Source organism: Agarivorans sp. 1_MG-2023 (assembly GCF_030548385.1).
Lineage (GTDB): Bacteria > Pseudomonadota > Gammaproteobacteria > Enterobacterales > Celerinatantimonadaceae > Agarivorans.
Genome location: NZ_JAUOSJ010000018.1, coordinates 1 through 14,176, shown reverse-complemented (window position 1 = coordinate 14,176; position 14,176 = coordinate 1). Strand labels below are relative to the sequence as shown.

General features: G+C 42.0%; 9 protein-coding genes. 8 read left to right on the top strand and 1 reads right to left on the bottom strand.

Going from position 1 to position 14,176, the window contains the following annotated elements:
* Positions 1-33 precede the first annotated feature (33 nt).
* From Q4592_RS20010 to Q4592_RS19980, 7 genes are all read left to right on the top strand, one after another.
* Positions 34-2,508: a glycogen/starch/alpha-glucan phosphorylase gene (locus Q4592_RS20010; protein WP_137674582.1), complete on the top strand. Its 2,475-nt coding sequence runs from the start codon at positions 34-36 to the stop codon at positions 2,506-2,508.
* 110 nt (positions 2,509-2,618) lie between these two features.
* Positions 2,619-3,671 (top strand): succinylglutamate desuccinylase, encoded by a 1,053-nt coding sequence (gene astE / locus Q4592_RS20005; RefSeq protein ID WP_303516455.1) that lies wholly within the window; start codon positions 2,619-2,621, stop codon positions 3,669-3,671.
* 213 nt (positions 3,672-3,884) lie between these two features.
* Positions 3,885-6,935: an FAD-binding and (Fe-S)-binding domain-containing protein gene (locus Q4592_RS20000; RefSeq protein ID WP_303516453.1), complete on the top strand. Its 3,051-nt coding sequence runs from the start codon at positions 3,885-3,887 to the stop codon at positions 6,933-6,935.
* A gap of 17 nt (positions 6,936-6,952) precedes the next feature.
* Positions 6,953-7,354: a hotdog fold thioesterase gene (locus tag Q4592_RS19995; protein ID WP_303516451.1), complete on the top strand. Its 402-nt coding sequence runs from the start codon at positions 6,953-6,955 to the stop codon at positions 7,352-7,354.
* A 171-nt stretch (positions 7,355-7,525) separates the two neighbouring features.
* Complete coding sequence (locus Q4592_RS19990; protein WP_303516449.1) at positions 7,526-8,593, top strand: efflux RND transporter periplasmic adaptor subunit; 1,068 nt, start codon at positions 7,526-7,528, stop codon at positions 8,591-8,593.
* A 76-nt stretch (positions 8,594-8,669) separates the two neighbouring features.
* Positions 8,670-9,674, top strand: a complete 1,005-nt coding sequence (locus Q4592_RS19985; RefSeq protein WP_303516447.1) for an efflux RND transporter periplasmic adaptor subunit — start codon at positions 8,670-8,672, stop codon at positions 9,672-9,674.
* Positions 9,671-12,742, top strand: a complete 3,072-nt coding sequence (locus tag Q4592_RS19980) for an efflux RND transporter permease subunit (protein WP_303516445.1) — start codon at positions 9,671-9,673, stop codon at positions 12,740-12,742. The genes Q4592_RS19985 and Q4592_RS19980 overlap by 4 nt, the downstream gene beginning before the upstream one ends.
* 44 nt (positions 12,743-12,786) lie before the next feature.
* On the opposite strand, the gene Q4592_RS19975 is transcribed toward Q4592_RS19980, so the two are convergent.
* Complete coding sequence (locus tag Q4592_RS19975; RefSeq protein WP_174235969.1) at positions 12,787-13,206, bottom strand: helix-turn-helix transcriptional regulator; 420 nt, start codon at positions 13,204-13,206, stop codon at positions 12,787-12,789.
* Positions 13,207-13,326: 120 nt separating this feature from the next.
* Here Q4592_RS19975 and Q4592_RS19970 point away from each other — a divergent pair, with 120 nt between their 5' ends.
* A complete protein-coding gene (locus Q4592_RS19970; RefSeq protein WP_303516442.1) occupies positions 13,327-14,031 on the top strand; it encodes an SDR family oxidoreductase in 705 nt (234 codons plus the stop codon).
* Positions 14,032-14,176 lie beyond the last annotated feature (145 nt).

Here is a 14,176-nt window from a genome sequence, read left to right as displayed (position 1 = left end):
TCACCACAAAGGTTAGATACAAAGGAAATTCACATGGCCGCTAAAAAGGCAAAAGCAAAAAACGCACTAGCGTTATCGAAAGTTGAATTTAAAGATTCAATTATTAAACACTTGCGCAGTACTCACGGTACTGATGAAGGACGTGCTAACAACCAAGCTTGGTGGAAAGCAACGTGTTCTGCAGTAAACGAATTAGTGTTTGATCGTTTAACTGAAACTTCTAAAGCGAATGCAGAAAACGATTCTCGTGCTGTACATTACTTTTCTTTAGAGTTCTTGATGGGTCGTTTAACTATAAACAACCTTCACAACGTTGGTGTGTTCGACGCTGCACGTGATGCACTTACCGATTTAGGTAAAGACATTAACGACATCTGTGACGAAGAACCTGATATGGCTCTTGGTAACGGTGGTCTAGGTCGTCTAGCTGCTTGTTTCATCGATTCTTTGGCTACGCTTAACTACCCAGCGGTAGGTTACGGTATCCACTACGAGCACGGTTTATTCCGTCAAGAAATTCAAGGCGGCCGTCAAATCGAACGTCCTGATAGCTGGCGCGAATACGGCAACCCTTGGGAAATCTGCCGTCCAGAATCAATTCAAGAAGTACCTTTATACGGTTACGTAGAAACGGTATTTGGCGAAGATGGCAAAATGCGTAAAGTTTGGCATGCTGGTCGTCAAATTAAAGGTGTGCCATGGGATATCCCTGTAGTTGGTTACGAAGCTAAAACTGTAAACGTACTACGTTTGTGGGAATCTAAAGCTGCTGACTTCTTCGACTGGGACGTATTTAACGCCGGTGGTTACATTGATTCTCAATCTGAGAAATCGCAAGCTGAAGCAGTATCTAAAGTACTTTACCCGAACGACGAAAGCGAACAGGGTAAAGAACTTCGCCTTATCCAACAGTACTTCTTCTGTGCTTGTTCACTAAAAGACATCATTCGTCGTTACAAACGTAACCACAGTGATTTCTCTCAGTTCTCTAAGCAAGCTGTAATTCAGTTGAACGATACTCACCCAACTGTAGCTATTCCTGAGTTGATGCGTATTCTTATCGACGAAGAAGGTCTAGTTTGGGACGACGCTTGGAAAATCTGTACAGAAACTTTCGCATACACTAACCACACTCTATTGCCAGAAGCACTAGAAAAATGGGCTGTGTACTTGTTCGAAAAAGTACTTCCACGTCACCTAGAAATCATTTACGAAATCAACCGTCGCTTCTTAGAAGACGAAGTTGAAGCTAAATGGCCTGGCAACGACGAAATGAAACGTCACCTTTCTATTATTGAAGAAGGTGAAACTCGCATGGTTCGCATGGCGTTCCTATGTGTTGTTACTTGTTTCAAAACTAACGGTGTTGCAGCAATGCACTCAGAGTTGGTTAAAGAAGATTTGTTCCCAGAGTTTTACGAACTATGGCCTGAGCGCTTCGTAAACGTAACAAACGGTGTAACTCCTCGTCGTTGGTTGCTTGCATGTAACGAACAGCTAGCTAATATGTACAACGATACTGTTGGTACTGATTGGCCGCGTAAACTAGACGAGCTAAAAGGCGCAGCTAAATTTGCTGATGACCCTAAGTTCCAGAAAAACTTCATGGCGATTAAACGCGAGAAGAAAGTAGAACTAGCTGACAAGATTGAAGAGCTATGTGGCATCAAAGTAAGCCCTGATGCTATGTTCAATGTTCTTATTAAGCGTCTACACGAGTACAAGCGTCAGCACCTTGCACTGCTACACATCCTAGCACTTTACCGTCGTCTACTTGAAAACCCAGATTACGATATGGGCCCACAAGTATTTATCTTCGGGTCTAAAGCTGCACCTGGTTACAAGCTAGCTAAAGACATTATCTACGCAATTAACAAAGTTGCAGATAAAGTGAACAACGACCCACGCATTAAAGACAAGCTGAAAGTTGTGTTCATGCCTAACTACCGCGTAACGCTTGCTGAGAAACTATTCCCAGCAGGTGACGTATCACTGCAAATTTCTACCGCAGGTTACGAAGCATCTGGTACTGGTAACATGAAGTTTGCCCTAAACGGTGCCCTAACTCTTGGTACTCTTGATGGTGCAAACGTTGAAATCGCAGAAGAAGTAGGCGATGACAACATCTTCATCTTCGGTCTAAACTGTGACGAAGTTAAAGCGCTTAAAGCTGCTGGTTACAACCCATGGGATTACTACTACGGTAACCCTGAGCTGAAAGCTGTTCTAGATTGGTTAGAAACAGACTTCTTCACGCCTGGTGCTCCTGGTGAGCTAGCTTCAATCAAGCACAGCTTGCTAGAAGGTGGTGACCCGTATCTAGTATTGGCAGACTTCGAGTCTTTCACTACTGAGTACGCTGCAGTTGACGCAACTTACCGTGATCAGAAGAAATGGGCTAAGATGGCTATCATCAACTCAGCGTCAGTAGGTAAGTTTAACTCTGACCGCTCAATTGAAGATTACGTAAGCCGTATCTGGAAACTTGAAAAAGTTATGCCTAACTAAGCTTTGTTTAAGCCTTAGTTAACAATAAAAAGGGAGACTATGTCTCCCTTTTTTTATGCCTTAAAAACTAGCATACTGTTGCTTACTTCGTTTACATCTAAGGATAAGATGTGCCTAAAGAAAGCTTACTCCAACTTGGTCTACTTAAATTCACTTTAAATGCGCCAGAAAGTTCTGAGACTTTTAGTTTCAATTTAGCCAGCCAAACCAAAGTTAGTTTACTAAGTACTGGTGTATTGTTGTTTGAACCAACAGCTAAGATAAGTACCAGAGCAGTGGTACTCTCTGCCGGTATTCACGGCAATGAAACCGCCCCCATCGAATGCATCGACGAGCTTGTAAGCAAAATCTTAAACATGGAGGTCGAATTACAACAACCTTTATTAGTCATCTTGGGTAATCCTCCCGCAATGGTTGAGGCAAAACGGGAGCTAATGCTAAACCTAAACCGTTTATTTATTGGCAAGCATGCTAATTACGATGATTGCTATGAAGTACGGCGAGCAAAACATTTAGAAGAAATAGTGAAACAGTTTTTCACTCGTTATAGTCTTTTAGCTGCTTACCATTTAGATCTACATACTGCCATTAGAAGTTCACAACACGAGAAATTTGCCGTGCATCCCTTTACTCATGGGAGAGCATGGAAACAAAGTAGCTTAGCTTTACTGCAAGCCTGTGAAGTTGATTGTGTATTGTTTTCAAATGAACCTGCGTCAACGTTTAGTTATCACTCAAGCTATATCCATAATGCAGTGGCGTTTACTGTTGAACTTGGCAAGGTGCATCCATTTGGCCAAAACGATCCCAATAAACTGAAGGCATTAACTCAAACCTTAACTACCTTGTTGGGAGCTAGTGATTTATCTGAGCTACAGTTCAACTCTTCGCGTGCCACCTTATTTCAAGTGAGTAATGTGCTTAATAAAACCACCGATGATTTCTGTTTTAGTTTCAACCAGAGTCAGGCTAACTTTACTGAATACCCCAATGGTTACCGTTTAGCTAAAGATGGTTCGCGCATTATTGAAGTTGAAGATGGTCCAAAAGCAATAGTGTTTCCTAACGATAAAGTAGCAATTGGCCAGCGAGCAGTGTTATTGGTTAAGCAAATGACACAAGCCGATATACAACAAGCAATAACAGATAAAAATCTCATATAAACCGTCTACCACGCAGGTGAGGCTGGTTTGTACTTTTTTTATAAGGCCAGCTAGTAATTAATACTAATAAGCCAAGAAAATGCTTTAGTGATTCGCTGTAACCAAGGTGATTTAAAGAACAACCCTTTGTTAGTAGCAAAGTCTTACAGAAGCGAGAAATCACGTGATATAATCCCTCCAATTTTTAATACCTTAGAGTGGGACAACGGATTTATGATCCCTAAGTTAAGCCCTCAGCATTCTCTTGAGGCTCTGTATTTAGATTATCTAACCAAGCTTGAAGTTTCTGCATTTTCCGGCGAAATTCAAACTTCTTATGCTAGCCGTTTGGCGGTAGCAACAGATAATTCAGTGTATCAATATTTGCCACAAGCCGTGGTATTCCCGAAAAGCACAGCAGACATTAAACAGCTTTGTAGATTAGCCTCGGCCTCGGCGTTTGAATCAATAAAGCTCACTCCTAGGGGAGGCGGTACGGGTACCAATGGCCAGTCGTTAACCCAAGGTATTGTTGTTGACTTATCTAAGTTTATGAACAAGGTTATCGAACTTAATGTTGAGGAGCGTTGGGTTAGAGTTGAAACGGGTATTGTTAAAGATAAGCTTAACAGCGTGTTAAAAGAACATGGCTTGTTTTTCTCTCCAGAGCTTTCAACCAGTAACCGCGCGACACTTGGAGGGATGATCAATACTGATGCTTCAGGTCAGGGATCGATGGTTTACGGTAAAACCAGTGATCATGTTTTGTCCGTTAAAGCAGTGCTGGCGAGTGGGGAAGAGCTCGATAGCGAAGCGGTGAGTGTAGATCACATAGATCAGCAGCGCGAGTCGCTTATTGATATCTACTCGGCGGTTAAACACGCTTGTGTAGATAAGCGCTCGTTAGTAGAAGAAAAATTCCCTAAACTTAATCGCTTTCTAACAGGCTATGATTTAAAAAACGCTTACAGTCCAGAGGATGACCGTCTCGATTTAACTCGCATTTTATGTGGCTCAGAAGGTTCATTAGCCTTTATTTCTGAAGCTAAGTTAGATCTCACCGCTATTCCAAAATTCAGAACTTTAGTCACGGTTAAATATGACTCGTTCAATTCGGCACTTCGTCATGCACCAAGCTTAGTTGCAGCTCAAGCATTGTCGGTAGAAACCATCGACTCTAAGGTGCTTAACCTAGCTCAGCAAGATGTTGTTTGGGATAGCGTAAGAGAATTAATTAGCGATGTAGAAGATGCCGATATGCAGGGCATTAACATTGTTGAGTTTGCAGAAAATGACAAATTATTGCAGCAGCAAAAAGTATCTGAGCTGCTAAGCACTTTATCTCAGGAAAATGTTGCTGATTTAGGCGTTATTGGCTATCAAAGTTGCGATGACCTCACTAATATCAACGCTATTTACAATATGCGGAAAAAAGCCGTTGGTTTATTAGGCAATACTGCCGGCGCCGCTAAACCTGTCGCCTTTGCTGAAGATACTTGTGTACCTCCTGAAAATTTAGCTGACTACATTGTTGAGTTTAGAAAACTGCTGGATGACAAAGGTTTGCAGTACGGCATGTTTGGTCATGTTGACTCAGGCGTATTGCATGTTCGACCAGCCTTAGACTTGTGCGACCCAGAGCAAGAGCTTTTGATGCGTGAAGTGTCAGACCAAGTTGTCTCTTTAACAGCTAAGTATAAGGGCTTAATGTGGGGCGAGCACGGTAAAGGCTTCCGTTCGGAATACAGTCCAGCATTTTTTGGTGATGAGTTGTTTGCCGAATTAAGAAAAATTAAAGCAGCGTTTGATCCGCATAATCAAATCAATCCCGGCAAAATTTGTACGCCGCTGCATAGTGATGAAAAGCTAGTATCGGTAGACGGTACTAAACGTGGCAAATACGATAGAGAAATAGCTGTAGAAGTGCGAGACAGCTATAAGAACGCCATGGAATGTAATGGCAACGGTTTGTGTTTTAACTACGACACTGCTAGCCCTATGTGTCCGTCGTTTAAAGCCACTGGTGATAGACGTTATTCACCAAAAGGTCGAGCGGGGTTAATGCGCGAATGGTTACGCCAACTTGCTGCGCTAAAAGTTGACCCTTTGGCCCAAGAGCAAAAGTTAACGTCTAGTTTTATCTCACCGGATAGTATTTTGCTTAAGATACGTAATAGCATTGCAAAATCTAAAGGTGAGTACGATTACAGCCACGAAGTTTATGATGCCATGCAAACCTGTTTAGCATGTAAAGCGTGTACCACTGGGTGCCCAATTAAAGTTGACGTACCTACGTTTCGTTCACGCTTTCTAAATATTTATCATGGTAGATATTTACGACCTATAAAAGACTATTTTGTTGCTTATGTAGAAACCTATGCGCCGTTAATGGCGAAAGCACCCCGTTTGTTTAACGCTGCTATGGCACCTAAGTGGACCAGTAGTTTAGTGACAAAAACTATCGGTATGGTTGATATCCCTACGCTTAGTTTCCCCACGCTGGCACAGCGAGTTCCAGAAAGCCTAACCAGCAAGTACGACTTTAAAGCGTTGCAGGCGTTAAGTGATGAGCAAAAACAACGCACGGTGTTAATTGTACAAGATCCGTTTACCACTTTTTATGAAGCAGAGTTAGTTGAAGATTTTATTCACTTAGCTAAAAAGTTGGGAATTAACCCAGTTCTTTTGCCTTTTAAACCCAACGGTAAGCCGCAGCATATTAAAGGCTTTTTAAGCAAGTTTAATAAGTCTGCCCAAACCAGCGCTGCTTTTTTAAATCAAGTGAGTGAGCTTGGCATTAAAATGGTAGGGGTAGAGCCCGCACTCGTACTTTGTTATCGCGATGAGTATAAACATGCGCTTGGCGAAAAGCGGGGAGATTTTGAAGTACAGGTGGTTCAAGAATGGTTAGATGGCTTAGCTCCAGAGTTATTTGAAAAGCAGCAGGTGAGCGATACCAATACCTGGTACTTATTTGGCCACTGTACTGAAAAAGCCTTAAAGGCCGACGCTTTCAAGCAATGGCAGCAGGTGTTCACGCGATTTGGCGCTAGTTTAGAAGACGTAGCTGTGGGGTGTTGTGGTATGGCGGGTACTTATGGTCATGATGCAAAGCAATTAGCCACTTCTAAAGCTATTTATGAGTTGAGCTGGAAACAAAAAATGGCAAGCTTGCCGCGCGAACGTTGCATGGTTACTGGGTACTCCTGTCGTAGCCAAGTCAAACGATTGGAAGGGGAGAAACCAAAACACCCCCTCCAAATATTGTTGAGCTTGCTGCCTTGAGTATTTGGAAGTTGCCAATGAACCTCGAGAGCTTAAACCAAATGGGCGAGGGCAACATGCTCGCTTTTTTGGATATTAAGTTTACCGAGGTGGGCAACGATTACTTAGTCGCTACCATGCCTGTTACTGCAAAGGTAAAACAGCCTATGGGCTTGTTGCATGGTGGGGCTAACGTTGCACTGGCAGAAAGCCTTGCTAGTTGCGCAGCTTATTGTGTTGCTGGTAAGGGCTCTATGGTGGTGGGCGTAGAAATAAATGCAAACCATCTTAAAGCAGTACGTAATGGAGAGGTGAGTGCCAAGGCTACACCTGTTAGATTAGGTTCTACCTTACAGGTATGGCAAATCAATATTACCCAGGGTGACCAGTTAGTTTGTAGCTCAAGATTGACCGCAATGGTTAAACCAATTAAAGCTTAATATATTATCTAACATCAAACTTTGTTCCACATTCCGCTCGGCTTGCTAGAACATTTCCTAACAAACTGAACTTTAAACAATTTCAGTGTCTAATTTACCTCAATAATTTTGTAGAACTGTCGTTATGCGACTAACTTTTATATGTATTGGTAAATCAACTTAGGGATCCCTATGACGCGCAACACATACCTAGGTCTAGCTTTTGTTACTTGCAGTAGTTTGTTACTACTGAGCTGCAAAAAAGACCCCGTAGAGTCTGTAGAAAGCTATCCACGCCCCGTTAAAGTAGAGCAAATAGAAATAGGAGATGGCAAACGAATACGCACACTGCCAGGTGAAACCTTTGCGTCCGATACTGCTATTTTGTCCTTTCAAGTCTCAGGACGATTAGATGAAATCCTCGTTAGACCGGGCGAAATGGTTAAAGCAGGTCAGCCATTGGCGAATATTGATCCGGCAATGTATAACCAAGAGCTAGAAGTAGCCAAAGCAAACTATGAATTAGCTAAAGTGTTGTTCGATCGAGCGAACCAATTGGTTGAACGAGGGGTGATTTCTCGAAGTGATTTTGATAAATCTAAAAGCCAATATGCCATTAGCAAAGCCGCTTTGGACAAAGCAAAAGTGAATCTTAGTTATACCAAGCTTGTTGCACCCTATGATGGAGTAATCGCTCGTAAGTATGCAGAGCAATTTGAGTATGTTTATGAGAAACAACAAGTATTAAGCCTGCAAACTGAATCGACTATAGATGTTAACTTTCAGCTACCTGAGCGGCTGATTAGTATTTTCCAAGAAGCCCGTCGAAACGGACAGCTCGCACCGGATCTCGCAGTACAGTTTCAAGGCCGACAAGATTGGTACGTTGCATCATTAAAAGAGTTAAGCACGGTGGCGGATCCTTCCACTGGTAGTTACACCATCGTTTTAACCTTACCGATACCTAATGAACTCAATATTTTCCCTGGTATGGCAACGCTAGTGCAGATTGAATCAAGTACTCAGTTAATTGGAAAAAATTTGGTCGCTCCTGCAGGAAGCTTGGTTGAAGACGCGGGTCAAAGTTTTGTTTTTATTTGGAATCCAGAGACTAAAATAGTGACTAAAAAGCAAGTAACAATTGATAAGGGTAATATATCAAGTGGGCTCAATGATGGTGATTGGTTAGTGGTTGCAGGTGCTCAAGAGCTAGTTGATGGTCAAGCTGCTATCCAATGGGTAAAAGAGAGGGGGCTCTAATATGTTCACTAAAACAATTACCACTAGTTTAATCACTCTTATATTAGCCGGGTGCGGTGTTGAGGAATCTATTGAGATGCCTGAACAGATCGTCGAAATTTATAGCTTACCTACGGAAGTGAACTCTGTAGAGAGAGATTTTAATGGTATTGCTCGTGCACATGATCTCGTTGATTTGGCTTTCAGGGTAGATGGTGAAATAAAATCAATAAATATCAATAAGGGCCAGAAAGTTAACAAAGGAGATGTGCTAGCAGTATTAGACAAACGCGATTATCAAATTGTAGTCGATGACAGAAAGGCTCGCCTGGTCTTGACTGAACAGCAGTTTGAGCGCGCTAAAGCATTGTTAGACAAAAAACTTTTATCCCAAAGTGAGTATGACAAAATGCGAGCTGAATATTTAGTGGCGCTAGCTGATTATAAAAAAGCAACACTAATGTTTGAATACACAGAACTAAAAGCCCCTTTCGACGGGATTATTGGTGACGTGTTTTCAGACCCATTTGTAAATGTACAACCTGGATCTGCAGTATTAAGCCTTCATAAGGTCGATTTTGTAGAAGTTGATGTGCAATTGCCAGATATGATTTTGGCAGTGGCTAAGTTAGGCGAAAACAGAATTAAAAACTTGGATGTAAAAGTGACCTATGAGGCGTTCCCTGATAAGACTTTTACTGCTACACCCTATGAGCTAAACCTTGAAAAAGATCCAAGCACTCGTAGTTATATAGCTACCTTTTTAGTGCCTTTTGATAACCAGTTTGGTGTATTAGAAGGGATGCCAGCCAAGGTATCAATAGACTTATCAGACTTGACCTACACCTACTCAAGAGATTTCTTGGTACCGGTGGCAGCGGTAGTAATGCCCGATGGTTCCCGAATAGGCCAGCAGCGGCCCGTGGTGTGGCGTTACAAAGATGACCAAACTGTTGAGTCACAAGAGGTAGAGCTAGGGACTCTGTCCGGCGATATGATTGAGATTAATCAAGGTCTGAACGACGGTGATGTGATCGTTTCAGTTGGTGCCAACAAATTAGTAGATGGTCAAAAGGTTGTTTTAAAGAAGGATAAACGATGAACATTGCAGGCTATTTCGTAAAAAACTCCATTATAAGCTGGATGTTCACCCTGATATTACTTATTGGTGGAATAGTATCGTTTACTGGCTTAGGTCAATTAGAGGATCCTCCGTTTACTATTAAAGATGCGGTGGTTGTAACAATGTATCCAGGCGCTACTTCAACAGAAGTAGAAGAAGAAGTGACCTATCCTGTAGAAAAAGCGATTCAAGCCTTACCTTATGTAGACGAAATTGTATCGTTAAGTACACCGGGGCTATCGCAAATTACCGTTTCTATGAAGAAAACTTACGGCCCAGAAGAACTACCTCAAATTTGGGATGAACTGCGCCGAAAAGTGGGGGACATGCAATCGCAGTTACCTCCGGGAGTCGCGGCTCCTCTAGTTAATGACGATTTCGGTGATGTATACGGCATTATGTATATGGTGTCTGGAGAAAACTACGATTACAAAGACCTACAAGACTATGTTGATTACATTAAACGTGAAATCGAATTAGTACCTGGTGTGGGTAAGGTAACTTTAGCAGGTGAACAAACTGAACAAGTTTTTATAGAAATTTCGATTCAAAAACTCGCCACCTTTAATCTTGACCCTGGTTTGATTACCAGCTTACTCAATTCACAGAACATGGTAACTTCTGCGGGTAACATCAAAATTGCTGGTGACCAACTTACCATTCGTCCTACTGGCGCATTCAAGTCAGTGAATGAGTTAGGCGACTTAATTATTCCTGGAACCAGTGGTGACAAGCTCATTTATTTAAAAGACGTTGCAACCATTAGCCGAGGTTACCAAGAAATACCCACTAACTTAGTCAGCTATAACCAACATCAAGCCATTAATATAGGTGTGGCGTTTACCAGCGGTGTGAATGTGGTGGAAGTGGGTAAGGCAATCGAAACTAGGTTGAATGAAATTGATTATGCTCGACCAGCGGGAATGATCGTTGAATCTATGTACAACCAACCTCAAGAGGTTGATAAATCGGTAAGCTCTTTTGTCTGGAACTTAATTCTCGCGGTTGTCATTGTGATCGTGGTGTTGCTGTTATTTATGGGCCTAAAGAGTGGTATTTTAATTGGCCTGATTTTGTTCCTCACATGTTTAGGAACTTTTATTTTAATGAAGCAAGCTGAGATAGAATTACAGCGTATTTCATTAGGTGCTTTAATCATTGCACTAGGCATGCTGGTCGACAACGCAATCGTGGTGGTTGAAGGTATCTTGATGGGCCGTAAGAAAGGCTTAAGTACCTTAGACTCTGCCCAGCAAATTGTTGGTCAAACCATGTGGCCATTATTGGCGGCTACAGTTATTGCTATAACTGCATTTGCACCGATTGGTTTATCACCTGATGCGACTGGCGAATTTGCGGGATCACTATTTTGGGTGTTGCTGTTCTCATTATTTTTATCGTGGGTTACTGCTATTACCATTACCCCATTTTTTGCCCAACTATTTTTTGGTAAAGAAGGTGAGGCGCAAGTTGATGGCGAGAACAATGATCCATATAAAGGTGCATTTTTTAATGCTTACAAGGTCCTGCTAGATTTTTGTTTACGTTTTAAATGGCCAACGTTAATAGTTGTTATCTCTTTATTCATTGTCTCGGTACTAGGTTTTGGTTACGTAAAACAAATGTTCTTTCCTCCTTCGTCTACACCGATATTTTTGGTAGATGTATGGATGCCTGAAGGGACTGACATACGAGAAACAAGTGAGTCGGTGGGGGTAATGGAGCAATTAGCTTTAGATACCAACGCAGTCGAGTTTGTGTCGTCGTCGGTAGGTAAAGGCTTTCAACGTTTTATGTTGACCTATTCGCCAGAGAAAAACTACGGGGCTTATGCGCAAATAGCAGTGCGAACAACAGATCCTCAAACTGCGGCTGCAGCTATGTCTTCTCTTCGTAAAGAATTTGAGCAACAGTTTCCGCAAGCTCAATTCAAGTTTAAAAATCTTGAAATTGGCCCGTCTACCGACGCAAAAATTGAGGCTAGAGTGTTAGGTGCTGACCCTGATGTACTACGCTCAATCGCAGCTGAGATAAAGCAAATCTTTAACGATACACCGGGCACCGTAAACGTTCGTCACGATTGGCGCGATAGGGTTAAGTACATTGAACCAAACTTCAATGAAACTCAGGCTAGGCGCTTAGGCATCAATAAATCTGATATCGACCAAACCCTAGAGTTTGCTTTTGCGGGTTTAAGTTTTGGTTTGTATCGTGAAGGTACCACTTTACTGCCGATAGTTGGGCGTTTACCTAATGATGAACGAATTGATATTGATTCGTTAGAAAGCTTACGAATTTGGAGCCCAAGTTTAAAAACTTATATACCTATTCAGCAAGTAGTAAATGGTTTTGACGTTAAATTTGAAGATCCTATTGTACAACGTCGCGACAAAAAACGGACATTAACCATTTTTGCTGATGCTGATTTTGAATACGACATATTGCCAGCAGAGTTATTTGCTAAGGTTCGGCCGCAAGTTGAAGCCTTGGAATTACCGCCTGGTTATGAGCTGCAATGGGGTGGGGAATATGAGTCTTCAGGGGATGCTCAAGAAGCCTTGTTTGCTTCGTTGCCAATGGGTTACTTGATCATGTTCATGATCACGGTGTTCCTGTTTAACTCCGTCAAAAAGCCATTAGTTATATGGTGTTGTGTGCCTCTAGCACTTATAGGGATTACCGCAGGGTTATTGTTTTTAGGCAAGCCATTTGGCTTTATGGCCTTGCTTGGCATGTTGAGCTTATCAGGGATGTTGCTCAAAAATGGTATTGTGTTACTCGATCAAATTAACGCTGATATAAATGCTGGTAAAGAAGCATATCAAGCAGTATTTGAATCTACCGTGAGTAGAGTGCGTCCGGTGTGTATGGCTGCGGTCACTACCATACTAGGTGTAGCGCCGCTGATCTCCGATGTATTCTTTGAATCTATGGCTGCCGTAGTGATGTTTGGTTTGGGTGTGGCAACCATACTTACTTTATTGATCGTGCCAGTTTTATATGTGATTTTCTTTAAAGTTAGTTATCGAGATTACAAACAGTTCTAACGAGTACTATATAAGTAAAGGCCGAGAGTTATCTCGGCCTTTTACTATCCACACAAACCCATCACATAACGCACAAACGGCTTAGCTTCTTGTAGGTCAAAATATCCATCCTTCTTGCGAGTTGTGCGCAAATACTGATAAGTCGCTACAATGACCTTCATCACTTTTTCATTTTCTACACTTAAATCATTTTGCTCGGCAGCAGATAAAGTGAGTTCAACGGCTTTCTCTAACGCTTCCATATCAACCACTTCAGCTTTACGGTATTGGTAACCTTCGCCAGTAGCTAGCCATTCCAATGAACAGTTGGCTTTTTGCGCTATTTGGTTAGCTTTAGAGAGGCTTGGCTCCGAACCTTTTAAATATTTGCGTATTAAGCTTTCATTTAACTCTACTTTTCGAGCAAAGCCACTAACACTCTGTTCACCCATGAGCTCTTTCAAACGTTCAGAAAACTGTGCCATTAATCCTTCCCATAAATGTCGTTGCCTCACTATAGTGCGAGTTGATTAGAACTATAGTATTGATTCTAGGATTATAAGCATCAAAATACTAGCGACTTTTATGATAAAGGAACCTGATGGATGGAAAACTTAGCAGGCAAATGCGCAATTGTAACTGGCGGCGGAAGTGGGATTGGCTTAGCGATAGCAAAGGCATTGGCAGAGCAGGGCGTAGGTGTAGTGATTAGCTCAAGGGATTTTGCCAAGCTAAAACAATCAGCGGAATACCTAAGTAAACAAGCGGGTACGAAGGTGCTTCCTTTTGCTGCAGATATACGCAGTAAACAACAAGTACAAGATCTTAAAAACTTCGCCTTAAGCAGCTTTGGAAAAATAGACATACTTATTAACAATAGTGGCTTGGGTGTTGGCGATACCATTGAAAACTGCAGCGAAGATGATTGGGATTTAGTGGTAGATACGTGCACAAAAGGCACCTTCTTAACTAGCCAGGCTGTATTACCCACTATGCGAGAGCAAAAAAGCGGTCATATACTAAACATTGCATCGCAAGCAGCCAAAAATGGTTACGCGAATGCAGGTCCATATTGCGCGGCAAAGTTTGCGGTATTGGGATTAGCTGCAGCTCTACAAGAAGAAGTAAAAGAATATGGTATAAAGGTACATAGTTTGTGTCCTGGCTTGGTTCAAGTACCAGCGCCGACGTGCGAAAGTGAAATAAAACCAGGTTGGTTGCAAGTAGAAGATCTTGCTGAATCAGCGTTGTTTGTACTTAGACAGCCTAAACGTGTGCAGCTAGAAAATATCGGTTTGTATGGATTTTAGAGATTAACAAGAAAGCAGCTGCGAAAGGTGGCTGTTTTAAAGAATAAGCTGAAAGAAAGTATAGAAAAACCAAGAATTGGTTGCGGGAGCTGGATTTGAACCAACGACCTTCGGGTTATGAGCCCGACGAGCTACCAGACTGCTC